We start from the raw sequence: 24632 nt of genomic DNA on the forward strand, positions 1-24632 counted from the left end.
GGCTCCTTGCAAGGACTCGACCCCCACACACAGTGACGACCTCTCAACCGAAGCGGCAACCCATCCCGTTCGGGAAGTATCTCCTCCTGGACCGCGTCAACATCGGCGGCATGGCGGAGGTCTGGCGTGGCAAACAGTTCGGCGCCAGTGGCTTCGAGCGACTTGTCGCCATCAAGCGCATCCTGCCGAACATCGCCGAAGATGAAGAATTCATCTCGATGTTCATCGATGAGGCGAAGATCAGCGTCCAGCTGACCCACGCCAACATCGCGCAGATCTACGAGCTGGGGCAGATCGCCAGCAGCTACTTCATTTCGATGGAGTACATCCCCGGCAAGGACATGCGGGCCATCTTCGACCGCTGCCGGAAGAAGGGTGAGCCCGCGCCGGTGCCGCTGGTCGCCTTCTGCGTGGCGAAGATGTGCGAGGGCCTGGACTACGCCCACCGCAAGAAGGACGGGATGGGGCGCGACCTCAACATCGTCCACCGCGACATCTCGCCGCAGAACGTGCTCGTGTCCTTCGAGGGCGAGGTCAAGGTCATCGACTTCGGCATCGCGAAGGCGGCGGGCAAGGCGACCAAGACGCAGGCCGGCATCCTCAAGGGCAAGTTCGGCTACATGAGCCCGGAGCAGATCCGCGGCCTGCCGTTGGATCGCCGCTCGGACGTGTTCGCCATCGGCGTGTGCCTCTACGAGATGCTCACCGGCGAGCGCCTCTTCGTGGGCGACAGCGACTTCAGCGTGCTGGAGAAGGTGCGCAAGGCGGAGGTTCCGTCGCCGTCCACGTACAACCGGCGCATCCCGGAGGCGCTGGAGCGCATCGTCCTCAAGTCGCTCGCGAAGGACGTGGAGGAGCGCTACCAGTACGCCAGCGAGCTGGGCGACGACCTTCAGCGCTTCCTGCTGACGAGCGACTCCATCTTCGGCCGCAAGGACCTCATGCAGTACATGAAGTCCACGTTCGCCGAAGAGGTGGAACGCGAGAAGCAGCGCCTGGCCGAGTACGCGGACATCCGCGCGCCGGATGGCATGCTCGCGGCCATCGAGGCGGGCTACAGCGGCCCGTCCCCGGTGCCCACGCAGAGCATGACCAACATCCCCGCGGTGGCGCCCTCCGCGCCCGCCGTGGAGCCCATGTCCGCGCCGCCGCCGCGCGCCTCCAACTCCGGCGCCAACCCGCAGGGGGCACGCCGTTCGCCCACGCTCGCGGCGCTGCCCAAGCTGACCGCCGCGCCCGCCGCGCCCTCGCCCAAGGAGGACGAGGAGCTGGCGACGCAGATGGTGGACCGCGACGCTGTCTTCAACGACTCGCCGGAGCCCACCACCCAGCCGGGTGCCGCCATTGGCCGCGCCGTCACGCCGCTGGAGTCCCCGGCCGCGCCCGACGACGACGACGGAGAGGACGTGGCGGGCCGCACCGCCGTCATCCCGCCGCTCTCGTCGCTGCCCCAGCCGCCGGCGCCGCCGCGCCTGTCGCAGAACAGCGCGCCGGTGCTGAGCGCCGCGCCGCCGCGTCCGTCGCTGACCAACGTGCCCACGCTGATGGCCAACGACGGGCCCATGCCCCGTCCGACGCCGAACCGGGGCAACGACGGTCCGCCGCAGCGACTCCACCGGCCGGACCCGCTGCCGGAACCGTTGCCGCGTCCGCCCGCGCCCCCCGTCCTCAACAACGGGAACGCGCCGCGTCCGCCCGCGAAGGAAGGCCGCCAGAGGAACGCGCCCGAGCAGGAGGCTCCTGCCCGGGGCCTGGGCTTCAAGGGCATGGACAAGCGCCTGCTCTACGGCGCCGTGGGTCTGGCGTCGCTGTTCCTGCTGGTGGGCGTGGCCCTGGTCTTCTCCCCGAGCAAGCCCGCGCAGGGCTACGTGATGGTGGAGCTCAAGACGCTGGAGGCGAAGGACATCGCGATGGTGTCCATCAACGCGGGGCCTCCGGAGAAGTTCCCCCCCAACGGCTTCGCCCTCAAGCCCATGTCCGTGGGCAACGTGCTGGTGGTGGTGACTGCTCCGGGCTACGAGGCCTTCAACCAGTCCGCCATGGTGTCCGAGGGCACCAACGCCACGCAGGTGCCGGTGGTCCTCAAGAAGCAGGCGCGCTCGGTGGTCGTGGTCTTCAAGACCCAGCCGGAAGACGCCGAGGTGAAGATCGACAACCAGGTCGCCCGGAAGCAGGGCGTTCGCGAGCAGGTGCTCCGTGACTTCTCGCTCAGCAACGACGCCCCGCTGGTGGAGGTCACTGCCGCCGGCTACGTGCCCTTCGTCAAGAAGATGGCCGTGAACAACAACGGCCTGGACGTGGTGGCGAACCTGGAGCGCGCGCCCGTGGAGGTTCGGGTCGAGTCCACGCCCGAAGGCGCGGCCATCTTCCAGGGCAAGCAGGACCTGGGCTTCGTCACGCCGGCCACCGTCCGGGTGCCCTGGGGCACGCGCGAACTCACGCTGAAGGCGAAATGCTACGCGGACGAGGACGTATCCGTGGGCACGCCGTCCCCGGCGGGTTCCACGGTCAAGGTGGATGCAACCCTGAAGAAGCAGGCGCGCTGCCGCGATTAGCGGCACCGCGGTCCTGACACTTAAGAGGTAGCCTGGGGGTCCTCCCCCCGGATGTCCCTGGGGGGAGCGGCGCCGGAGGGATGTCCGTGACGAAGGTGCGTAAGGTGAACAAGGCGGATCCGCTGGCGGATCTGCCCCGGTGGGCGCAGCAGCTGGCGCGCAAGTACTACACGAAGACGGTCAGCACCTTCCTGCTGTACGGGGCCGTGCGCGACCTGCAGCCGCTGCAGCTGGAGGACGGCGGGCGCGGCTTCGGGACGCTCAAGACGTTCCTGTCGGAAGAGCTGTTCGGCGGGCGCGACCACGTCCTCTTCTACGACCGCTCATCGGGCATCCGCTCGGCGACGCCGGAGACGCAGAAGGACCTGGCGCGGGCCATGACGGGTTACGACGCCATGTACGGCACGGACTACGCCAAGGTCATGCCGCGCGACCCGGGCCGGGCGCTCCAGATCCTGGAGAACTTCCTGCGCATGCGCCTGAGCGAGGGCCGCTCGATGGCGCTCATCATCGACTACGCGGAGACGCTGGTCCCCGGCGGGGAGATGAGCCACCTGTCCGCGGAGGACCGCTTCGTGGTGGCCACGCTGGACAAGTGGGCGCACGACCCGCAGTTCCTCGCGGGCGACGTGTCCGTGGTGCTGCTGGCGGAGAACCTGTCGGACGTGTCGCCGCGCATCAGCCGCAATCCGTACGTGGCGCCCATCGAACTGCCGCTGCCCACGGAGGAGGAGCGCCTGGAGTACGTGCGCTCCAAGCTGGAGGGCAAGAAGCTCCAGTCCGTGTCGGAGGTGCCGGTGGCGGGCCTGGCGAAGATGACGGCCGGCCTGTCGCGCATCAACCTGGACCGCGTGCTCACGGAGGCGCTGGAGCGGGAGGTGCGCATCACGCCGGAGCTGCTCAAGGAGAAGAAGAAGGAGCTCATCCAGGCGGAGTGTCACGGCCTGCTGGAGTTCATCGAGCCCGAGCACACGCTGGATGCGGTGGCGGGGCACGCGCCCGCCAAGCAGATGCTGAGGCAGGCGGCGTCCGCGCTGAAGAAGGGCCGCATCGAGGTCATGCCCATGGGCTACCTGGTGAGCGGGCCGGTGGGCACGGGCAAGACGTTCATGGTGAGCTGCTTCGCCGGGGAGATTGGCATCCCGGTGGTGAAGTTCCTGAACTTCCGCAGCCAGTGGCAGGGCGTGACGGAATCGAACCTGGAGAAGATCTTCAACCTGCTGAAGGCCCTGTGGCCGGTGGCGGTGATGGTCGACGAGGCGGACACCTTCCTCGGCAACCGCGACTCCGGCGGAGACTCCGGCACGAGCAGCCGCATCTTCGGCTCCATCGCGTCCTTCATGGGCAACACGCAGTACCGCGGCAAGATTGTCTGGTTCCTGCTGACGGCGCGGCCGGACCTGCTGCCCATCGACTTGAAGCGCCAGGGCCGCGCGGAGGAGCACCTCGCGCTCTTCTATCCGCAGACGGATGAAGAGCGGAACGAGCTGTTCCAGGCGATGAGCAAGAAGACCGGCGTGTCGGTGGAGGGCGTGGAGTCCTTCGCCGCGCTCATCCCCGGCGGCGTGCGCGCCTTCAGCGGCGCGGACATCGAGGCGGTGATGGTGCGCTCGAAGTTCCGCGCGCTGGCGGACGGACGTGACCAGGTGACGAAGGACGACCTGGCCGCGGTGCTGGCGGACTTCGTACCGCCCAGCTACCCGCTGGAGATTGAGATGCAGAACCTGGTGGCGGTGCAGGAGTGCACCAGCCGGGCGCTGCTGCCAGAGAACTTCCGCAAGCTGGACCGCGACTTCATCAGCAAGCGCGTGCGGGAGCTGAAGATGCTCCTGGAAGAGCAGTGAGCCGTTAGCCAACGGTGACGGGGACGCCCAGGTGCGGGTCCTGGAGCGTCTCCACCACCGCGATGCGGTCGCCCACGGCGAGCGCGTCATGCAGGACGAGGATGTCCTCGTTCGCGTGACGGATGCAGCCGTGGGACACATCGCCGCCGAGCAGGGCAGGGGCGCTGGTGCCATGCAGCTCCTCGCCGCTGCGGCGGCCATCCGCCCAGGACAGGTCCAGCAGCCGCGCGCCGAACACGTGCCGGTCGTTCCACAGCCGCGCGCCCGCGTTCTCGGTGGCCACCTGATCCAGCTTCGCGCGGACGACCTTGAGTCCCGGGTGCGTGGGCGTGGCGGCGGTGCCCACCGCGTTGGGGAAGATGTCCACGAGCTTCCCCTCCGGGTCGAAGAGGAACGTGCGGTGCTCACGCAGCGCGATGACCACGCGCACGGGCTGGCCCGCGTAGAACGGAGAGGGCAGGGCGCGCGACTGTCCCCGTGAGCCCGGAGCCGGAGCGAGCGCCTCCAGGGCCTTCAGCGTGGCGGTGTCGAGCACGCCGCTGGAGCGCAGGCCCGCGTGCACCTGGAAGTTGCGGAGAGCGCGCGCTGTATCCGGGCCGTAGCGCCCGTCCGCGCCGCCGTACAGCGCGAACCCCATGTCCATGAGCGCGCTCTGCACCGCGCGAAGCCCGTCGCCCTTCGAGCCCGTGCCCAGCACCGTCGCGCCGGACGCCACCTCCGTGAGCTGAGGCGACCCTGCGAAGCGCGGATGCTCCAGTCCGCCCGCCACCGGAACCGCCGCGCCCGCGAAGTCGACCGGAGGCTCCATGACGCCCAGGCCCCCAGCCGTCACCGCACGCGTCGCCTCTTCGGCTCGCGCGACGAGGGTTGCCGCCGTTCCTGCCACGATGTCGCGTGCGCGTTTCTCAGGGCTGGACACTCCGTCGGACGGTGGGGCGAGGGAAAGCCCTCGGGGTACCGGACCGGGCCCGCTGAAGCGCGTCAGCGAGTTGCCTCCGGAGACCGTCCTATCCCCCGGACGTTCGACTCCACGGGGGAGGACGGACAGGGCCGGCGCGGATTCGCTCGCGCCAGGCGTTTCAGAGGGAAGAAGCGGTGACTCTCGAAGCAGTGCGGATGCGAGCATGGCGCCGGGGACTGCAAGGTCCCGGCCGTCGCGCCATGCCCCTGTGCCGCTACGGCGCGCTCAGCGACAGCAGCTTGCCGGTGGGGACCGTGCGGTGGTCCTTGATGTGGTTCCACTTCATGATGTCCTCGACGGACACGTTGTAGCGCTGCGACACCGACCAGAGCGTCTCGCCCTCGGCCAGCGTGTGCACCTTGCCCTTGGGGCCCACGGGCGCCTGGCTCGCCACGGCGGTGGCCACCACGATGGTGCCGCCGCGCTCCTCCACCTTCGCCGGCGCCGCGCCCTTGGACTCCGGCGGCCACACCGCGAGCAGCGTGCCCAGCGACAGCGTGCGGTTGCGCTTGGGCAGGTTGTTCCACTTCTTCAGGTCGTCCACCGACACCTGGAAGCGGTTGGCGATGAGCCACAGGCTGTCGCCTTCCTGCACGCCGTACGTCACGCGCGTCTTGCCATCCACCTTCTCCGTCTTCACCGGACCCGCCGCCACGGGGCCCCGGGGCGTGCCCGCCGGAACCTCGTCCTCCGGCCGCGTCGCCACCACGCCGCTGCGCCGCGCCTGCGCCACCTTCGACGCCAGCGCGCCGCTGATGCCCGCGTCACCGCTGCCACCCCGGCCGCTCGCCGGCACCGGAATCACCAGCTCCGAGCGCACCTTCAGCACCCGCGCGGTCTTCAGTCGGTTCATCTGGAGGATGGCCTCCGGCGCAGTGCCGTACTTCTGGGCAATCTGCGACAGCGTGTCGCCCTTCTTCACCGTGTGCACCCGGAACGTCAGCCGGTCCGCTGGCGACAGCTTCTTGAAGTTCTCCGCGAAGAGCGTCGTGGTGCCGCGCGGCAGCTTCAGGGTGTAGGGCTTCGAGGCCGTCGCCGGAGGCGTGCACCAGCGCTTGAGCTCCGGGTTCAGCTCCTGCACGTCCGTCACGCTCACCCCGGCCGAGCGCGCCACCACGTCCAGGTCCGTGGCGTCCGTGAGCTTCACCTCGTCGTATTCCAGCGTGGACTCGTACTGGAACTCCTCCTCGGAGAAGCCGAACGCGGTGGGGTTCTTCGCCACCAGCGCCGCGGCGATGAGCTTGGGCACGTAGTGCTTCGTCTCCTTCGCCAGCCCGGGCTCCTCCGCCAGCACCCAGAAGTCGTTCGTCCCGTAGCGCGTCACCATCTTGCGCACCCGGTACGAGCCCGTGTTGTAGCCCGCCCACGCCAGGTACCAGTGGCCCAGCTCGCCGTAGAGGTCCTTCAGGTACGACGCCGCCGCGTGTGTGGCCTTGATGGGGTCACGCCGCTCGTCCACCCAGAAGTCCTGCTTGAGGCCGTACTGCTTGCCCGTGCTGGAGATGAACTGCCACGGCCCGGCCGCGTGCGCCCACGAGTACGCGTTCGCGGAGAAGCCGCTTTCAATCATCGCCAGGTACACCGTGTCCCGGGGCAGGCCCTTCGACTCCAGGATCGGCTGCATCACCGGCAGGTAGCGCGTGGAGCGCGCCATCCACTTGCGGAACCACTTGCGGCCGGGGCCCTGGAAGAACTGGATGTACTCGGCCACCCGCGGCTGCATGTCGACCGGGATGTCGTAGCGGTCCTTCACCTGCGAAATATCGAAGCTCGCCAGGTCGGTGATGCGCGCCAGCGGCGGGGCGGTGTCGTCCTCGCGGAAGGTGGGCTCCTCCAGCGCGTCCAACATTCGCAGCCGCAACGGGTTCGTCAGGCCCAGCCGGCGCAGCGACTGCATCATCTCCGCGTTCGGCTTCGCCTCCGGGTCCAGCGTCGCGCCCTCCAGCGCGCGCAGCTCCTCCAACTCGGCGGACTCGTTCTCCACCTCCTCCGTCTCCTCGCCTTCCTCCATGGGAGCAGGGGGCGTGGCCAGGCTGCCGTCCGCCGTCAGCGAGGGGGCCTGCGAGGGGGGCACCGCACGCACGCCGGGCGGCGGCACCGGTGACGGCGCCACGCCCTGCGAGGAGGGAACCGAGGCCAGGGCAAGCAGGAGCAGAGAAAGCGGCATGGGAACGCCAGGCGAGGTCGCCCAGAAGCAGGCGAAGCTCGCAGTATTCGCCAGCTTTCTTGACAGTCAAACAACAAGTCGCCCGGTACGCCCTCGGGAATCACCCACCGTAGGGGGGAGCGACCCTATTTCGCCGGTGGCTCGCCTGCCTGCCCGCTCTTTCCCGTTCCGCCATGGCCGGGACCGAGGATGCGAGGCAGGTACGTGGCGAAGTCGAAGTGCGGCGAGTTCTCCGTGTTGTGGCAGGTGACGCACACGGCCTGTCCCGGCTTGCCCACGATGGTCGCGGGGCTCGGCGAGTCCACGTGCTTGGAGCCCGGACCGTGGCAGCTCTCGCAGCCCACGTCCTCGCGGCCCGCCACCTTGTCCAGCCGGCACACGCCGCCGGGCTTCTGCCAGCCGGTGACGTGACAGCCCACGCAGTTGAGGTGGTGCTGCTTGCCCACCTCTTCCAGCGTCTCCCACGCGTGGTGGTGCTTCGTGCGCTCCCACACGCCGGTCGCGTCCGGGTGGCAGTCCGCGCACACCGCGCTGCCGACGAAGCCCGCCTGGCCCTTCTCTGGAAGCGGGCAGTCCTGGCCGTGCGCCTTCGCCCACGCGAGGTTCAGCTGGCCCACGTCCGAGTCGTACGCCTTCACCAGCGCCTGCGTGTCCGGCGCGCTGGGCAGGTTCGACTCCAGCGGCAGGAAGCGCAGCGCGAAGCCGTTGACGTCCGCGGCGGGCGCGGGCGGTGCGGTGAGGAAGCCCTGCTTGCGCGCCGCGAGCTCGTCGCGCTTGCCCTGCTTCAGCGCCTTCAACTTCGGGTCGATGCCGGGCAGGGCGATCTCCTTGTCCAGGAGCGCGATGCGCTGCTCCAGCGCCGTCACTTCCCGCTCCACGTCCCCCTGCGAGCGCTGCGGCGTGAAGGGCCCCTTCGCCGGCGCGTACGTCAGGTCCACGCGCAGAAGTGAGCGCCCCTTGCTCTGCACCGCCACCACCGGCACGTCGGAGCGCACCAGCCGGTTCTCCTCCGCGGAGAACTCACTGGCGCTGTGCGTGGCGACCACCAGGTTCGCGGCCAGGCCCGGCAACGCGGCGGCGGCCTGCGCGGCCTCCAGCGGCTGGTCCAACAGACCCACCACGAAGTCCGCGCCCTGTGCGCGCGCCTGCTGGCTGGCCTTCACCAGCGCTTCGCCGGAAGCCGCCGCCACCACGCCCACCTTGCGCGTCCCCGCGTCCAGCACCTTCACGCCGCCCGTCGGAATCTCCGGCAGCCCCAGGCCCTGACGGAAGGCCGCGCCTCGCGTGTCGTCCAGCTCGCCCGTGGCGCGCGCGGCGATGCCCATGGTGCGGAACGCGTCCGCGAGCGCCTTCGCCTTGCGCTCCTCCTGCGGCACCTGATCCGCCTTGAGGTGAGTCTCACCGAAGAGGCTGTTGCCGCCGTCGATGTAGAGCACCGGCTGGCCGCCCTGACGCGCCTGCTGCACCTGGAACGCCGCCCGGCCGATGCCGCCGCGCATGTTCTCGCTGCAGCCGCACGGGCCCAGGTATCCACGCGTGTCCGCGGAGATGAAGAGCACGGCGCCCGGAGGCGCGGCGGGAGGAGGGGAGGAGGCTTGCTGCTGCCCGGGAGCACTGCCCGCGCCGCTCTCCGGGGCGCGCGGCTCCTGGCGTCTGCAACCGGTGAGAAGCGCGCTGACGAGCACCGCGAGGACGGCCGCGCGCATCGTCATCACCAGAGGATGCTCTGCACCAGTTCGTCGATCTTCTCGCCCATCGCCTCCAGGCCGTTCACCTTGGAGAGCGAGCCATCCGCGCCCACCTGCTCGGCCAGCTTCGACAGCTCGTCGTCCGGCAGGCTGGAGAACAACACGATGGGGATGTCCTGCGTGTTGTACTCGTTCTTCAGCGTGCGGCAGATGTCCGTGCCCTTCGCCTCGGGCATGTGGATGTCCGTGAGGATGAGATCCGGCCGCCAGCTCTGAAGCGTTTTCTCAAACTCCATGAGCGTGGAGGTGGCCACGACCTCATAGCCCCGGGCCTCCAGGACGGCCTTCTCCATGGCGAGGGTGATCTCGCTGTCGTCAATGAGGAGGATTCTTCGCTTCTCTTCGGACACGGCGACCTTCCTTGGGGGTCGGTTCTAGCCCACCACCCAGCGGCGCACCAATGCTTTCCCGTGTCGCGTTCCAGCACGGGTTTTCTGTCCCCGGCCCCGGGCTTCCCAGCGGCCGGGCGGGCTCGGAAACACCCACCGTCTTTCCCGGACAACCGACCGCACACGGAGTATGGAGGCGCCCATGAAGCGCCATGCCTCCCGGGTCCTGGTGGCCCTCCTCCTCCTGGGGTGCGTCCTCGGGGGCCTCCCTGTCCTGGCCCTCAACAACGGCCTGGGGCAGGTCCCCCAGGACCTGGACCGCACGTCGCCGCGCGCCACGGCGCAGGGCTTCCTGGACGCGGTGCATCGCGGGGAGTACGCCCGCGCCGCCCACTACCTGTACCTGGACCATCTTCCGGCGGCCGAGCAGCCCGCGCAGGGCGCCCAGCTGGCGCGGAAGCTGAAGTTCGTCCTGGACCGCGAGCTGTCGGTGGACACGTCCGCCCTGCCGAAGACGCCGGAGGGCGAGCCCCCCAACTCACGCTTCGCGTCGCTGGGGGCCATCCCGCTCAAGGGCGAGAGCGTGCCCATCCGGCTGCAGCGCTTCACCGTGGATGGCACGCCCATCTGGGTGGTGTCGGAGTCCACCGTGAAGATGGTGGACCCGCTCTTCGAGGAGTACGGCCCGCTGCTCACCGAAACGCTCCCGGCCGTCTTCTTCGACCGCACGGTGCTGGGGCTGGAGCTGTGGCAGTGGCTGGGGCTCGTGGTGACGCTCCTGAGCGCGTGGATCCTCTCCTATCTCCTGGAGAAGCTCCTGCTGGCCGCCGCGCTGCGGGTGGCGCGCTGGACGCGCATCACCTGGGATGACCAGATTGTCAGCGCGGGCCGGGGGCCCCTGCGGCTGCCCTTCTTCGCCATCCTCCTGGCGCTGGGCACCTCGTTCCTGCTCCTGCCTCCCAAGCTGAAGCTGCTGAGCGACCGGGTGGCCTACTCGCTCAGCATCGTCGCGGTGGCGTGGTTCATCCTGCGCTTCCTCCGCGTGTCGGAGGCCTACGTCCAGAGCCGCGTCACCTCCGAGTCCAGCGTCCACCCCCGCGCGCGTTCGCTGCGTACGCAGCTGGCCGTGCTGCGCGCCGTCTTCGAGGTGGCCACCTACGTCATCGCCGCCGCGCTGCTGCTCATGCAGTTCGAGGTGGTGCGCAACGTGGGCGTGTCGCTGCTGGCCTCCGCCGGTATCGCCGGCCTCGCCATCGGCCTCGCCGCGCAGAAGTCGCTGTCCTCGCTGCTCGCCGGCATCCAGCTGTCCATCACCCAGCCCGTCAGCATTGGCGACAACGTGCTGGTGGAGGGCGAGTTCGGCACGGTGGAGGAAATCACCCTCACGTACGTCGTGCTGCGCATCTGGGACCAGCGGCGCATGGTCATCCCCATCAACCAGTTCCTGGACAAGCCGTTCCAGAACTGGAGCAAGGGGAGCCCGGAGATCATGGGCACCGTCATCCTCCAGGTGGATTACATGGCGGACATCGACGCGCTGCGCGCGGAGCTGGACCGCATCCTCGCCAACGAGGGCAAGGCCCTGTGGGATGGCCGGGTGAAGACGCTGGTCGTCTTCGACGTGATGGACAAGACCCTCACCGTGCGCGCCCTGGTGAGCGCGGCCAACTCCAGCAAGCTGGGCGACCTGCGCTTCCTCGTGCGCGAGCGGCTGGTCGTCTTCCTGCGCTCGAAGCCCCATTGGCTGCCCATGGTGCGCAGCGAATCCCGCCCCGCGCAGCCGCCGCCCTCCCGGGACGACCAGGAGGAAGCCACCCAGGGCGCCCCCGAGCCCCGGTCCTGAAGAAGAGCGTCGATGCGAGCCTCGGGGAGAGCCCCAGGGAAAACGGGCGCTTGCACGGATGCTCGCCGCGCGATGAATATGTCGACCCACGCGGCGTAAGACGCCCGTGAGAGCATTCGCACCCAAGCTGGGGAGTCCAACAGATGAAGCGTCCTGTCACGTTGTGCGGAGCCCTGGCGCTCCTGGCCGTCGCCGCGCCGCTCACCGCGAGCGCCCAGGAGCGGGGCCGCACCGACGGGCCTGAGGAGTCGGAGTACGGCACCGGGGGCTACGGCGACAACCGCCGGGGCGTGTCGCTCCAGTTCGACTGGGGCGCGGCCATCAACTCCGGTGAGAACCCCCCGGGCGCGCCGGAAGGTCCGCCGCTGTTCGTGGGCGCCACCGTGTCCCTCTGGGGCGATGACTGGTACCGCCTGGACGTCAGCGGCGGCTACGTCTTCGACGGTGGGCGCTTCATCGGCAACGTGGGCCCCACCTTCCGCAGCTGGGGCTGGCCGGTGTCCTTCACGCTCGGCCTCAAGGCGGGCGCCATCGTCATCCCGGAGGGCGAGGGCCTGCGCTTCGCCATCTCGCCGCAGGTGGGCGCGGAGATCTTCCTGGACCGCCGCGACCGCGTGCTCATGGGACTGCACTACTCGCCGGACATCCCCATTGGGGGAGGAGGAGTCACGAACCGGTTGTTCATGAACGTCGGATACCGGTTCTGACGGAAACGCCATGATCGCTCAACTGCTCGCAGCCGCTGTCGCGTTGACCACGGCCCAGGCGCCTCGCGCCGCCTCGCCGTCCGTGGCACTGCCGTTCCCGTCGGGGGACGTGCAGACCTACAACATCATCCAGTGGGACCCGAACCAGCTGCCGCGCATCTATGAGCGGTCGGACCAGCTGCCGCTCACGGACGAGGAGCTGACCAAGCTGTCGCAGGCCGGCTTCGAGCCCGCGCAGCTGGTGAAGATGATTGAAGAGCGCCGCTGCTCCTGCGACGCGAGCGCGGACGGCCTCATCCGCCTGAAGAAGGCGGGCGTGGACAAGACGGTGCTGGCGGCGGTGTCGCGCCATGGCCTGGCGCCCAACCGGCAGCTGGACATCCTGGTGACGCTGGACTTCACCGGGGAGAGCCGCACCGCGCGCGAGGCGTTCCTCTACTTCTTCGTGGACGACGGGGACATCACCCGCGTGTTCTCCGCGAACCTCCCGGAGCTGCTGCAGCGCCGCAACAGCCACGAGACCATGGTGGACCGCAGCGACATCATGGTGGCGCGCACCGTGCGCCGCATCCAGCTCGCGGGCCACGTGCCGCTCAAGACGTACGGCGCGCACCGCGTGATGGTGGCCGCCAGCGCCAGCCCCACGCTCACGCACCCCTCTCAGCTCACCCCGCAGGAGCGCGCGAAGGCGCAGACGTACACCTTCGACTATCCGCGCGCGTCCTTGCAGAGCCTCTGCCGCCTGACGGCCGGCTACCGCCGCGACGCGGTGCTTGCCTACAAGTGGAACTTCGAAGGCAGCCGCTTCGAATGCGAATGGAACTAGGAGTCGACCCGACCATGAACACCCGCCGCCTGTTGCTGTCCGCCCTCGTCGCCGTGTCGCTCGCCGGCTGTGGAGGCTCCCGCGCCTTCACGCGCGGCACCTACGAGGACCCCAACACCATCGAGATGCTGGGCGACCGCTTCAACGAGAACGACCTGCAGCTCATCGCGAAGAAGATGGCCGAGTCGCTCGCCAACGCCCCGCGCTTCGCGCAGCCCCCGCCGCAGGGCGCGGCCCTGCCCATCGTCCTCGTGGGCAAGCTGCGCAACAGCACCAGTGAGCACATCGACATGCGCTCGCTGGGGGACAAGATTCAAACGGCGCTCGCGCAGACGGGCCGCTTCGCGCTGGTGGACCAGCAGGCGCGCCAGGACATCGCGGAGGAGTACGAGTACCAGCAGTCCGGCTACGTGAACCCGAACGCCGCCAAGGCCCCGGGCCAGCAGGCGTCGGTGGACTTCCTGATGACGGGCGACCTCGCCTCCATCATCCAGGAGGTCGGCCGCGACAAGCTCGTCTATTACAAGATGACGGCGAAGCTGAACGACGTGCGCACCGGCACCATCGCGTGGACGGACGAGAAGCAGATCCGCAAGAAGTTCGAGAAGCAGGGCGTGAGCTGGTAGCCGTCCGCCGTGGCCAACCTCCTCGACATCGCATCCCAGGCCCCGCGCGTCCCCGCCGCTTCCCCGGCGGCGGCGCGTTGGGGCCTGTTGTTCATCGTGGCCATGAGCGCCCTGAGTGTCCTGGGCACGGGCTGCGCCAGCGACTACGTGGCGCGCACGGCGTCCGCGCGCTCCGCGTACCAATCCTCCGACTATCAGCGCGCCCTGAGTGAGCTGGACGGCGAGCAGAAGGAGGCCCCCGAGCGCGACCAGCTCCTGTTGCTGCTCGACAAGGGCATGGTTCTGCACGCGGCCGGGCAGTGGGAGGAGAGCACGAAGGTGCTGGCCCAGGCGGATGACCTCATGTCGCAGCTGGACATCACCTCCGTGAGCGAAGAGGCCGGGGTGCTGCTCAGCAACGAGCGGCGCCGCGCCTACCGGGGCGAGGACTTCGAGAAGCTGATGATCTCCGTCCTCCAGGCGCTCAACTACGCGGAGCTGAACCGCGACGAGGACGCGCTCGTGGAGGTCCGTCGCGTCAACGAGCGCATCGAGAAGATGATTACGGAGGAGAAGAAGCCGTACGAACAGCTCGCCATCGCGCGCTACCTGGGCGGCGTGCTGTACGAGGACCAGCGCGAGTGGGACTCGGCCTTCATCGACTACATGAAGGCGTACGAACTGGAGCCCCGGCTGGGCGGGCTGGTGGAGCCCCTGTTGCGGCTGGCGAAGAAGACGGGCCGTGACGACGCCTACGAGACGCTCTCCAAGAAGTTCCCGAACGTGGCGCACGGCGCGGTGGGGCCCGGTGAAGGGCAACTCGTCGTGGTGGTGGAGGCGGGCCTGTCGCCGCAGAAGGAGCGGGCATCGCGCGACTACGGCGACTCCGGGGACCTGATTGAAGTGCCCGTGTACCGGGACCGCGGCGGCACACCGCCAGTGCGCGTATCGGTGGAGAGCCAGGCGGAGCAGGCGGTGACGGTGACGTCGCTGTCGCGCGTGGCCCAGGTGCACCTGAACGACCGCATCGGCCGCATGCTGGCGAAGCAGCTCGCGGGCGCGGTGGCGAAGGCGGGCGTGGCCGCGGGCGTGGGCGCGCTCACGAAGAGCAAGGAGCTGGGCGTGCTCACCTTCCTGGTCCTCAACGCGGGCAACCAGGCGGACCTGCGCTCCTGGCTTTCACTGCCGGCGGAGTTCCAGGTCGCGCGCTTCCGGCTTCCTCCGGGAAAGCACACCGTCCAGGTGGATGCACCGGGCCGGCCCACCACACACCTGGTGGAGGTGAAGCCGGGACGGGTGGAGGTGCTGGTGGTGCGAAGCTACTGACGGCGTCGTTTTGGGAGTAGGGTGCGCGCCCCATGTCGCCGGTCGTAGCCGAAGTCCTCCTGTACTCCTTCATTGTCGTAGCGAGCGCGCTGGCCGGGGCGGGCGTGGTCATCTTCAATGACCGCTCCACGCGGCTCGTGACGTTCCTGGCCTTCGCGGCGGGCGTGATGTTCGGCGCGGCCTTCTTCCACATGCTCCCTGAGGCGTACGAGGGCGGCGGCTGGTGGGCCTTCGCGCTCGTGCCCATGGGCTTCCTCTTCGTGCTGGTGCTGGAGCGCTACCTCGTGGCCCACGCCTGCGAGGAGCCGCCAGACTGCGCGGAGCACGTGCACGGCCATGCGCTGGGCCTCAGCGCGTTCCTGGGCCTGTCCACGCACACGCTCTTCGACGGCATCGCGCTGGGCTCCTCGGTGAAGGAGGGCGTGGGCGCCATGGCGCTGCTGGCCATCACCGCGCACAAGATTCCCTCGTCGCTGTCGCTCGCGTCCATCCTCCAGGCGGAGGGCAAGAAGCGCGGCACCATCCTCGCGTACACCGCGCTGTACGGCCTGATGGTGCCGGTGGGCGCGGTGCTCTACTTCGGCTTCGACGCGGTGCTGAGCTTCCAGTCGCTGGCGCCCAAGGCCCTGGCCTTCTCCGCCGGCACCTTCCTCTACATCGCCGTGTCGGACCTGCTGCCGCACGTGAACAAGCACGGCAGGGACAAGCCCGGACGCAACCTGGTGGCATTGGCAGCCGGGTTGCTGGTGATGTTCGTGCTCGCGCGCGTCCTGGGACACACGGAGCACTGACGGCACCATGGAACGACGCAAGGACTGGTACGAGCACCCGGAGTACTACGAGGCCATCTTCGGCACGGACACCGTGCGCGAGGCGGACTTCCTCCAGGAGTTGAGCCGGCGCTTCGGTACGGGAGGCAACCAGTGGCTGGAGCCCGCGTGCGGCGCGGGCCGGCTGGTGGAGGAGGCCGCGAGCCGGGGCCTGAAGGTCGCGGGCTACGACTTGTCGGAGGCCATGCTCGCGCACGCGCGCAAGCGGCTGTCCCCCGCGGAGCGCCGCCGCGTGAAGCTGTCCCAGGCGCGCATGGAGGACTTCTTCGACCCGGCGCTGGAAGGCCGCGTGGACCTGGCCCACACGCTGGTCTCCACCTTCCGCTACCTGGACAGCGAGAAGGCCGCGGTGGAGCACCTTACCGGCACCCGCCGCCTGCTCAAGCCGGACGGCATCTACGTGCTGGGCTTCCACCTCACGGACTACGAGCGCTCGGGCCCTGAGCACGAGCGCTGGGTGGGACAGGTGGGCGCGGACAAGGTCGTGTGCAACACGCACGAGGGCCTGCCGGAGCAGCGCCTGCGCCGCTCGCCCATGCGCAACCGCCTGCGCGTCACCGGCCCGGACAAGGACTGGCTCATCGAGACGACGTGGTTCTTCCGCACGTACGACGAGGCCCAGGTGAAGCGCCTGTTCCGCAAGTCCGGCCTGCGCGTCGCGGCCACGTTCGACTTCGATTACGACCTGGACTCGCCCGTGGGCCGCGGCAGCCCGCGCCTGGACCGCGTCTTCGTGCTGAAGCCGGACACGTCCTCCAAGGCCTGATTGGTATGGAATGACCCTGCTGCCCGCCCGTTCAGAAGGCGCGGTCCGTCAGGCATTGGGGCTCAAACATCAGGGTTTTGCGTCCTGTCCGGACGCGCTCGCGTTCCAACGGGACGCAGGTTGAGTGGGGTGTTCATCGTGACCCCGCGAAATCATTGGACTCACCCTGTTGGCACGGCATCCGCAATGCGTCCCACCCATACGCCGGCAACGGCGTGTACCGCATCCAGATGCACCCGGAGCGCGGAAGGAGGGGCCGCTCCTTCCGCGCTCTCCATCTGAATCCGCACCTCCCCGTCATCTCCGATAGAGTCCGCGTCTGCTTTTGGACGGCTTCGCCGGTCGGCGGTGGCGCGGCTTCCGCACGGGAGGCGATGGGGATGCAAGACGAGTTGGCGCAGCTCATGGCTGCGCTCAGGGATTCCAGGGACTTTGAAACGGCGGCGGCGGCGACGTTGCGCCGGCTGCTGGCCGTGGCGGACGCCGCGGTGGCGGCCAGCCGCTACGCGGGCCGGGCCCGGGTCCTGCGCGGCATCGTCCACCTGCGTCCTGGCGAAGCGTACCGCCGGCTGGCGGCGCTGGACGTGGGCGCGCGCGAAGTGACGGACGCGGGCGTCGAGATGCCCTTCTTCACCTCCGCCACGGCCTGGCGCGCGGTGGTGGAGCACCGGTGCGCGGTGTCCATCGACGTGAACATCGGCACGGTGCAGCCGCACGCGCCGGACGCGCCGGTGACGGGCGACCCGGGCCTCGCGGGCTTCCACAGCAACGAGAGCAAGCAGCGCTTCCTGGGCCGCCACGCGACGCACGTGTGCGTGCTGCCCCTGCGCACGCCCGCGGGCATGGAGGGCATGATTTCGCTGGAGGCGGATTGTCTGGCCGCCATGGGGCAGGAGTTCGTCTGGCGCGACGCCGGAGACCTGCTCCAGCTGCTCACGGACATCGCCGCGCCGTACCTCACCGCGCTGCCGCAGCGGCCGGTGGCCACGCCGGAGGTGGACGAGTTCCTCCCCGTGGTGGGCCGCTCCATGGCGGAGCTCTTGCCCATCCTCCGGACCTTCGCGCTCCAGGACGAGACCATCCTCGTGAGCGGGGCCACGGGCGCGGGCAAGTCGCGCCTGGCGCGCTGGTGCCATGAGCGCTCCGGCCGCCGGGGCAAGCCCTTCGAGACGCTGGACCTGGTGACGGTGCCGGAGGACCTCCAGATGGCGGAGCTCTTCGGCTGGAAGAAGGGCGCCTTCACCGGCGCGGTGCGCGACGCGCCGGGCGTGGTGGCCCGCTCGGACGGCGGCACGCTGTTCATCGACGAAATCGACAAACTGTCGCTGAAGGCGCAGGCAGGCCTGCTGCACCTGCTGGAGTCGCGCAGCTACCGGCCTCTGGGCGAGGGCACCGGCGAGAAGCTCGCGGACGTGCGCTTCATCATCGGCACCAACGCGGACCTGCACGCGCAGGTGCGCGCCGGCCGCTTCCGCGAGGACCTGTACTACCGCGTGAACGTGCTGCCGGTGCGCATGCCGCCCCTGCAGGACCGGCAGGACGAGATTCCCCTCTGGGCGCGGTACATGGTGAACCGCCGTCACCGCGAGCGGATGCCGGAGGGCTCCGCGCGGCTGGCGCAGGAGGCGGAGGTGCTGCTGACCACCAGCTCGTGGCCGGGCAACCTGCGGCAGCTCGACAACATCGTGCGGCGTGCGTACACGCTGGCGATGGTGGAGCACGCGGCCGGCACGGGCGACCTGGTGCTCCACGAGAAGCACGTGGCGCGCGCGCTGGACTACGAGCAGTCCCCCAGCAGCGGCCGTCCGCTGCCGGAAGCGCTGCGGGCCGCGGCGCAGGCCTTCGTCGGTGAGGCGCGCAGGCGCAGCACGCCGCTGGACCTGGACTACGCGGACGGCTTCCGCGGGCTGGTGCTGGGCACGGCCATCCGCCAGATGGGCCGCGACGAGGCCTTCCGGATGCTGGGCCGCGAAAGCCTGGTGAAGAACCGCAACCACCACAAGGCGCTCAAGCGCGAGCTGGAGAAGGTGGACGGCCTCTACAAGGCGCTGGGCGAGGAGGGCTCCCCGTTCTCCGACCTGCTGGAGAACGAGGACGCGGACTGACGCCAGGGGCGCGCCTTCAGTGGATGGCGCTGCCCAGCGGCTGGTAGTTCTCGTCGCGCAGGCCCACGAGCACGCTGGTGCCGTTGTCCGTCACCCGCAGCTCGCCGTAGCGCGCCTTCGCGTAGCGCTCCGCGTGGCCCTCCTGGAAGAAGAAGGCCTCCGCGCCCAGGCGCATCTGCGAGTTGCGGATGCGGAAGCGAAGGCGCACCTCGCCGGGCGCGAGCGAGGTGCCCGCCTGCGTCTCGTAGCGCACGAACTCGCCCACGTCGTGCTCGTCCAGGCGCAGCACCACGTTGCCGTCCTCCTGGGGCTGCTCGCGGCCCTCGCGCCAGCCCTGGTTGATGGCGTAGTCGAGCACCATGTAGTCGCCCTGGATGAGCGAGCGTGGATCCACCGGAGCCAGCCGCAGCAGCACGGGCTGCCCCCGCGCGAGCACGGTCTCCTTCTGCACGACGAGGAAGGCGAGCGCGACGAACACCAGCGCGAGCCCACCGAAGATGACGGCGCCGCGTTTCATCGGGCCTCCGTGAGGACGGCGGACTGCCGCAGGAAGAACTGCCGCACGCCCAGCAGCACCAGGCCGCTGCCCGTGAGCGCGAGCGCCTTGGCCAGCAGCGTGATGCGCAGGTCGTAGTAGTAGTACGCGCCGAAGGTCAGCAGGAACGCCACCGCCAGCCCCAGCATCACGCGGCTGCGGCGGTGGAAGCCGAGCGTCAGCATCAGCACCGCCACCAGCACGCCCGGCGTGTTCAGCGTCATCACCGTGAGCAGCACGAGCGCGCCGGCCGCGGGAATCCAGACGCGCTGCTCCTGGGCCAGCCCCAGCTCGCGCAGCACCTGCCACCCCGTCCACGCCAGGAGGAGCGCCAGCGCGATGGAGAGGTACGCGCTCGGCACGAACCCACTCTCGAAGCGGAAGACGTAGTGGAAGCCCTCCTGCGAGTTCTCGAAGCTGCGGAACAGCAGCCACCCGGGCACGGCGCACGCGAGCGCGAAGGCGATGGGCCCCACGCGAGCGCCCAGCTTCCCGCGCCGCAGCACCGGTTCGAAGAGCAGGATGCCGGAGAGCGCGGTGGCGCCCATGAGCATCCACACGTCCACGCCCGGGCCCCCTACTGCATCGAGCGCGAACACGCCCACGGACACGCAGAGGCCCACCGTCGCCAGGAAGTAGAGGATGAGGTCCGGGTACACGGCGAGCAGCACGACAGACGCCACCGCCCCCGCGAACGCGATGGTGAGGGTGCCCTGGTCCAGCTGCGCCAGCCCCACGAGGAACGCGCCCACGCCCGCCATGCACAGGGCCAGGGCGAGCTGCTCCAGGAAGGGGCCCTGGGAGGTCCGGCGCAGCAGCACCGCCGCCACCGTGATCAGGAGGCCCATGCCGGTGAGCGCCACCTCCTCCTTCCAGAGGCCCACGCAGGCGAAGAAGCTGAGCATGAAGGCGGCGGCCAGCCACGCGCCACCGCCGGCCAGCGCCTTCACGAACCAGGGTGAGGCACCCAGCGTCTTCTGGCGGATCTCCAGGGCGGTGCGGGCTCGCGCGTCCACCCCCGCGTCCACGTGGCCCTCGGCCTTGAGCCCCGCCAGTACATCTTGAATGGTCGGTCGCAGGGCCATGATCAGGTCTCCTCCGAAACGCCGGTGGCCTGCGACTCGTGGCGCAGCCAGTACACCGCCAGGCCCACCTCGCCGATGATCACCAGGGGCAGGATGAAGAGGGTGAACTCGTCGGCGCGCGTCACCTCCAGGAGGAAGTAGCCCACCGCCGTGGTGACGAGCGTGATGAGGCTCAGCGCGCCCATGGTGAGCAGGAACAGCTCTCCGTGCAGGTGCCGGTGCAGGGCGTAGATGGCGACCAGCGCTCCCAGCACCAGCGGCAGGGACAAGCCGGCCTCGAGCGACCGGTCGTGCCTGCTCACGATGAACAGGATGCCCAGGGTCACCAGCGGCAGCAGCGTCATGATGGACAGCACGCGAGGCATCCACCGCCCCTGGAGCCAGGAGACCTTCTGGTTGGCGAAGTGCTCGTAGGTCGCCCAGGCGAACCCGTTGAGCAGCCCCAGCACCAGCGCGAGCCGCGCCTCATAGGAGCCGAAGCGCGTCATGCGCTGGCCCCAGAAGAGGATGACGCCCGTGTTGACCAGCACGAGCTGGAGCATCCACAGCGGCGTGAAGCGCGCCAGCGCCACCCACGGCAGGATGAGCAGGCCCCAGCCGATGAACAGCTCATACGGATCCGCGCCCGTCTGGTACGTCTGCCCGTACACGGCGAGCAACGGGCCCACCAGCACCGCGGCCGCGAGCAGCGCGAACTGGCCCGCCGGCCTGTCGCCCAGCCGCCAGGCGCCCACCGCCGCCCCGGCCATGCCCAGGCAGATGAGGCCCAGCTTCGAGAAGCGCCCCAGCTCCGCCCAGTTGAAGGCGAAGAAGTACACCACGCCCGCCAGCACCAGCAGCGAGCCCAGGGCCATCAACGTCGTGGACAGGAACGCACGCCACGCGGGCCGCGACGGCGATGCGACCGCCAGATGCAGCGCGCGCCCGTACGCGTCCGGTCTCAGGATTCCGGCGTCCGCCAGCGCGTGCAGCCGCTCCGGCGTCGCCTCAAGGTCGAGGAAGTCTTTCGGCACGGCCGGGGACTGTACTGCCTGACGTGAGGGCCGGGGAATGTCCCGGCCCTCCGCGCCCGGAAAGGCACCTACGGGGTGACGTCGGTGATCTTGTACGTGAAGGTTTTCGGGACCTCCCACTTCCAGATGCCGCCGTCCCAGGCTCTCTCGAGCGCGAGGAAGTACCGGCCAGTGGTGGGCGCGGTGAAGGTGGCGCCCTTGTCGTCGCTGACCAGCTTCGGCCACCGCTGCGTGTCCTGCGCGTTCACCACCGTGGTCCCGATATAGAAGGGGGGAGTGCCCTGCGCGCTGACCGTCAGCAACTGGTAGGCATGGCCCTCCATCAGGTCCACGGCCAGCACGTCCACGTCCGAGCTGTAGTTGAAATGGACGCTCAGCTGCGCGGGCACCGTCGCGACGGTCGCCTCGGACGGGGTGTCCCCGAAGTCGTCCACGCCCACGTCCTGGACGGTGCACGTGTAGGGAACGGAGTTGGCTTCGTAGACCCCGCTCACGCGGACGCGCAGGTCGATGGCGTCACCTCCCGTGGTCTTCGCGGCCAGGAAGCGGATGCCCAGGCTCTGGAACCACGCCGCGCGGTCCGCGGTCAGGGATGTCCCCTCCGGGCGGATGAGCTCGAAGGCCGGCGCGACGCTGTTCGTTGGACCCGTGCAGCCGACCGCCAGGGTGTGGTTGGCGGGGACGCCGAAGCGCCAGCGGTCCACGTCTTCCGCCTGCTCCAGGAACCCGTTGAAGGACGTCTGCTGGTCGGTGACAGGCTGGAGGACCGCCTGGTCCAGCGCGTCACCCGCGTCATCCTGGGTCTCCCGGAGCTCGTAGGTGAAGACGCCTCCGGGCTGCTGCTCCGAGGCGGACTCGATGTCCAGCACCACGTCCCCGGCGGTGGCCTGCTTCCAGAAGAAGGTGAGGTGCTGCACCTGCGTCCCGGAGGACCAGGGCGCCCCGATGGGCTCCAGCGTCACCCCGTCGCGCAACTGCGCCTTGCAGCCCAGCATCCCGACGGGCGTGCAGTCGAACCGGTAGAGGCGGTCGGCCCGGAGGGTGAACCGCAGCTGGCCTGGCTCCGTCTGGCTGACGGTCCCTTCGCCCTGGAAGACCTGCGGATCCTCCGTGGGCGGCGCATCGCTGTATTGCTTGCTGCTGCATGCCCCCAGCGCCAACACCCCGCCCATCAGCGCCACGCGCTTGAACGACTTCCAATCCCGATTCATGCGGATGCCCCTCTTCCCCCAAAGCGCTCGCGCGGCCCGAGCGGCTGGCGCTCAGTATCGCACGCCAGGCCGCCGCGCTGGCGGGTGGGTGTCATTCATTGTCGAGGAAGGCCTTCAGCTCCGGGAGCACGCGCTCGGGGTGTTCCAACTGTGGACTGTGGCCGCACTCCACGCGCACCACCCGGGCCCGCGGAAGCCCGCGCGCGGCCTCGTCCGCCAGTGAGACGGGCAGCGTCTCGTCGCGCTCGCCCCAGATGAGCAGCACGGGGACCTTCACCTCGCCCAGCCGCTCGCGGCGGTGGAACAGCGACCCCGTCAGCGGCACCAGCGCGTTGAAGGCCTGCGCGGCTTCGGGCCTTCCACCGGGCACGCTCAACAGCTCGTAGCCCAGCTGTCCCAGCTTCTCTCCCAGCGGCGTGGGAGGTGGCGGCAGCATCCGCGCCATCGCCCAGGGGCCCAGGTTGCGCGCCAGCCGCTCCGGTCCCGCGCGGAAGAAGAGGCGTGAGGCGCGCGGCATCTCCGGACCCAGCCCCATCGCGTCCACCAGCACCAGCCGCTCCACCGGCACCGTGCCGCGCAGCGTGAGCTCCAGCGCCACCAGTCCGCCCAGCGAATGGCCGACCACCGACACCGGCCCCGGCGCCACCATCCCCAGCGCCTCCTCCACGGGCGCCGTGAAGAAGCGCACCGCGTCCTCCGCGGACTTCACGTGCACGTCCGCCGGGGTGGACTGACCGAAACCGGGCAGGTCCAGGGCCAGCACCCGGTGGTGTCGGGCCAGCACCGTCAGGTACGGGAACCAGTGGGTCGCCGAGTTCCCACGTCCGTGGAGGAAGACGACCGTGGAGCGGGCGCCCTCGGGAGGACCTCCTTCGAGGATCCGCACCGCGCCCCCCCCGGGTAGCCAGTGCACCTGGGGCATCACGGCCGGGGCCAGTTGGGCCAGAAGCCCCGTTTCCACCGGGCCCACAGGGGGCGTGGCGCCCGGGGCCCCGGGGCGGCCGGCGGCGTCCCAGCGAGGGGGGAGGGCAGAGCGGCGGGGCGGGGACGGGCGGGACATGGGAGATGACCCTTTACGGGACAGGGCGGCTTGACGGAATGTCCGGCCTACAGCGGTGTTGAGCCGGACGCCCGGGAACCCTAGGCTGCCCGCCGCCCAGGCCGACAGAGGGGACATGAACACCGACATTCGCGCGCTCACTGAACGCGTGCAGCAGGAAAGCAGCTTCGTCGAGGTCCTCAACCAGGAGACCGGCAAGGTCATCGTCGGGCAGCGGTACATGCTCGAACGCATCCTCATCGGCCTCTTGTGCAACGGCCACGTCCTCCTGGAGGGCGTGCCCGGACTCGCCAAGACGCTGACCGTGCGCACCGTGGCGGACTCGCTCAGCGCCACCTTCATGCGCGTGCAGTTCACGCCCGACCTGCTGCCGGCGGACCTCGTCGGCACGATGATCTACAACCAGCAGACGGCCGCGTTCACCGTCCGCAAGGGGCCCATCTTCGCGAACATCGTCCTCGCGGACGAAATCAACCGCGCCCCCGCCAAGGTCCAGTCCGCCCTCCTGGAGGCCATGGCCGAGCGCCAGGTCACCATCGGCGACCAGACCTTCGGCCTGCCCTCGCCCTTCCTCGTGCTGGCCACCATGAACCCCATCGAGCAGGAGGGCACCTACCCCCTCCCCGAAGCGCAGGTGGACCGCTTCATGCTCAAGGTGAAGGTGGGCTACCCGACCCGTGATGAAGAGAAGGTCATCATGGACCGGATGTCCGGCGGCTCGTCGCCCAAGGTCCAGCGGGTCATCGCGCTGGAGCACCTGGTGCGCGCCCGCGAACTCGTCCACGCCATCTACATGGACGAGAAGGTGAAGGAGTACATCCTCAACGTGGTGTTCGCCACGCGTGAGCCCGCGCGCTACGGCCTCAAGGACCTGGCGGACTACATCCAGTTCGGGGCCTCGCCTCGCGCCACCATCGCGCTCGCGCAGGCGGCCCGCGCGCACGCGTTCCTGCGCCACCGCGGCTTCGTCACCCCGGAGGACGTGAAGGCCATCGCCTTCGACGTGCTCCGCCACCGCATCGCGATGACCTACGAGGCGGAAGCCGAGGAACTCACCCAGGAGAAGATCATCCAGCGCGTCTTCGACCGCGTGGAAGTCCCCTGAGAAGCTCCAGG

Annotated in this window: 20 protein-coding genes; 11 read left to right on the top strand and 9 right to left on the bottom strand. The window is 69.6% G+C overall.

The annotated features are described in order from the left end of the window. The first annotated feature begins 32 nt into the window (after nt 1–32). Both D7Y04_RS23085 and D7Y04_RS23090 read left to right on the top strand, forming a co-directional pair. Nucleotides 33–2555: a serine/threonine-protein kinase gene (locus D7Y04_RS23085; RefSeq protein ID WP_121760724.1), complete on the top strand. Its 2523-nt coding sequence runs from the start codon at nt 33–35 to the stop codon at nt 2553–2555. Between the two features lie 86 nt (nt 2556–2641). Further along, nucleotides 2642–4399, top strand: a complete 1758-nt coding sequence (locus D7Y04_RS23090) for an AAA family ATPase (protein ID WP_171807970.1) — start codon at nt 2642–2644, stop codon at nt 4397–4399. A gap of 4 nt (nt 4400–4403) precedes the next feature. Here D7Y04_RS23090 and D7Y04_RS23095 read toward each other — a convergent pair whose 3' ends face one another. From D7Y04_RS23095 to D7Y04_RS23110, 4 genes are all read right to left on the bottom strand, one after another. Then, nucleotides 4404–5207, bottom strand: coding sequence for a L,D-transpeptidase family protein (locus D7Y04_RS23095; RefSeq protein ID WP_121760784.1), 804 nt, complete (start codon nt 5205–5207; stop codon nt 4404–4406). Nucleotides 5208–5574: 367 nt separating this feature from the next. Next, a complete protein-coding gene (locus tag D7Y04_RS23100) occupies nt 5575–7527 on the bottom strand; it encodes a LysM peptidoglycan-binding domain-containing protein (RefSeq protein ID WP_120596582.1) in 1953 nt (650 codons plus the stop codon). A 125-nt stretch (nt 7528–7652) separates the two neighbouring features. Next, nucleotides 7653–9233, bottom strand: coding sequence for a cytochrome c family protein (locus D7Y04_RS23105; protein ID WP_121760785.1), 1581 nt, complete (start codon nt 9231–9233; stop codon nt 7653–7655). A gap of 5 nt (nt 9234–9238) precedes the next feature. Beyond that, a complete protein-coding gene (locus D7Y04_RS23110) occupies nt 9239–9625 on the bottom strand; it encodes a PleD family two-component system response regulator (RefSeq protein ID WP_014398957.1) in 387 nt (128 codons plus the stop codon). Nucleotides 9626–9806: 181 nt separating this feature from the next. On the opposite strand from D7Y04_RS23110, the gene D7Y04_RS23115 reads away from it, so the two are divergent. From D7Y04_RS23115 to D7Y04_RS23150, 8 genes are all read left to right on the top strand, one after another. Continuing rightward, complete coding sequence (locus D7Y04_RS23115) at nt 9807–11447, top strand: mechanosensitive ion channel family protein (RefSeq protein ID WP_121760726.1); 1641 nt, start codon at nt 9807–9809, stop codon at nt 11445–11447. Between the two features lie 143 nt (nt 11448–11590). After that, nucleotides 11591–12154 carry a hypothetical protein gene (locus tag D7Y04_RS23120; RefSeq protein ID WP_120578182.1) on the top strand — a complete coding sequence of 188 codons (564 nt, stop codon included), beginning with the start codon at nt 11591–11593 and terminating at the stop codon, nt 12152–12154. Between the two features lie 10 nt (nt 12155–12164). Further along, nucleotides 12165–12980 (top strand): hypothetical protein, encoded by an 816-nt coding sequence (locus tag D7Y04_RS23125; RefSeq protein ID WP_120596584.1) that lies wholly within the window; start codon nt 12165–12167, stop codon nt 12978–12980. Nucleotides 12981–12994: 14 nt separating this feature from the next. Continuing rightward, nucleotides 12995–13606: a penicillin-binding protein activator LpoB gene (gene lpoB, locus D7Y04_RS23130; RefSeq protein WP_120596585.1), complete on the top strand. Its 612-nt coding sequence runs from the start codon at nt 12995–12997 to the stop codon at nt 13604–13606. Between the two features lie 9 nt (nt 13607–13615). After that, on the top strand, nt 13616–14911 hold the full coding sequence (locus D7Y04_RS23135) for a COG3014 family protein (protein ID WP_233601541.1): 1296 nt from the start codon (nt 13616–13618) through the stop codon (nt 14909–14911). A 32-nt stretch (nt 14912–14943) separates the two neighbouring features. Further along, entirely contained in the window at nt 14944–15702 is a 759-nt protein-coding gene (locus tag D7Y04_RS23140; protein ID WP_120578179.1) for a ZIP family metal transporter, read from the top strand. Nucleotides 15703–15709: 7 nt separating this feature from the next. After that, on the top strand, nt 15710–16507 hold the full coding sequence (locus D7Y04_RS23145) for a bifunctional 2-polyprenyl-6-hydroxyphenol methylase/3-demethylubiquinol 3-O-methyltransferase UbiG (protein ID WP_120596587.1): 798 nt from the start codon (nt 15710–15712) through the stop codon (nt 16505–16507). Nucleotides 16508–16887: 380 nt separating this feature from the next. Further along, nucleotides 16888–18612 (top strand): sigma-54 dependent transcriptional regulator, encoded by a 1725-nt coding sequence (locus D7Y04_RS23150; RefSeq protein ID WP_120596588.1) that lies wholly within the window; start codon nt 16888–16890, stop codon nt 18610–18612. A gap of 16 nt (nt 18613–18628) precedes the next feature. On the opposite strand, the gene D7Y04_RS23155 is transcribed toward D7Y04_RS23150, so the two are convergent. From D7Y04_RS23155 to D7Y04_RS23175, 5 genes are all read right to left on the bottom strand, one after another. After that, nucleotides 18629–19129, bottom strand: coding sequence for a GDYXXLXY domain-containing protein (locus D7Y04_RS23155; RefSeq protein WP_120578176.1), 501 nt, complete (start codon nt 19127–19129; stop codon nt 18629–18631). Then, on the bottom strand, nt 19126–20232 hold the full coding sequence (locus tag D7Y04_RS23160) for a DUF4401 domain-containing protein (protein WP_120596590.1): 1107 nt from the start codon (nt 20230–20232) through the stop codon (nt 19126–19128). Before D7Y04_RS23160 ends, D7Y04_RS23155 begins: the two co-directional genes overlap by 4 nt. Nucleotides 20233–20234: 2 nt before the next feature. Further along, a complete protein-coding gene (locus D7Y04_RS23165) occupies nt 20235–21245 on the bottom strand; it encodes a DUF2157 domain-containing protein (RefSeq protein ID WP_120596591.1) in 1011 nt (336 codons plus the stop codon). Between the two features lie 68 nt (nt 21246–21313). After that, nucleotides 21314–22456, bottom strand: a complete 1143-nt coding sequence (locus D7Y04_RS23170) for a hypothetical protein (protein ID WP_121760727.1) — start codon at nt 22454–22456, stop codon at nt 21314–21316. A gap of 91 nt (nt 22457–22547) precedes the next feature. Continuing rightward, nucleotides 22548–23378, bottom strand: coding sequence for an alpha/beta fold hydrolase (locus D7Y04_RS23175; protein ID WP_233601552.1), 831 nt, complete (start codon nt 23376–23378; stop codon nt 22548–22550). A gap of 253 nt (nt 23379–23631) precedes the next feature. On the opposite strand from D7Y04_RS23175, the gene D7Y04_RS23180 reads away from it, so the two are divergent. Next, nucleotides 23632–24621 (top strand): MoxR family ATPase, encoded by a 990-nt coding sequence (locus D7Y04_RS23180; RefSeq protein ID WP_120579511.1) that lies wholly within the window; start codon nt 23632–23634, stop codon nt 24619–24621. Nucleotides 24622–24632: the final 11 nt, after the last annotated feature.

The sequence above is a fragment of the Corallococcus sp. AB038B genome (assembly GCF_003668955.1).
In the GTDB taxonomy this organism is placed as follows: Bacteria; Myxococcota; Myxococcia; order Myxococcales; family Myxococcaceae; genus Corallococcus; species Corallococcus exiguus.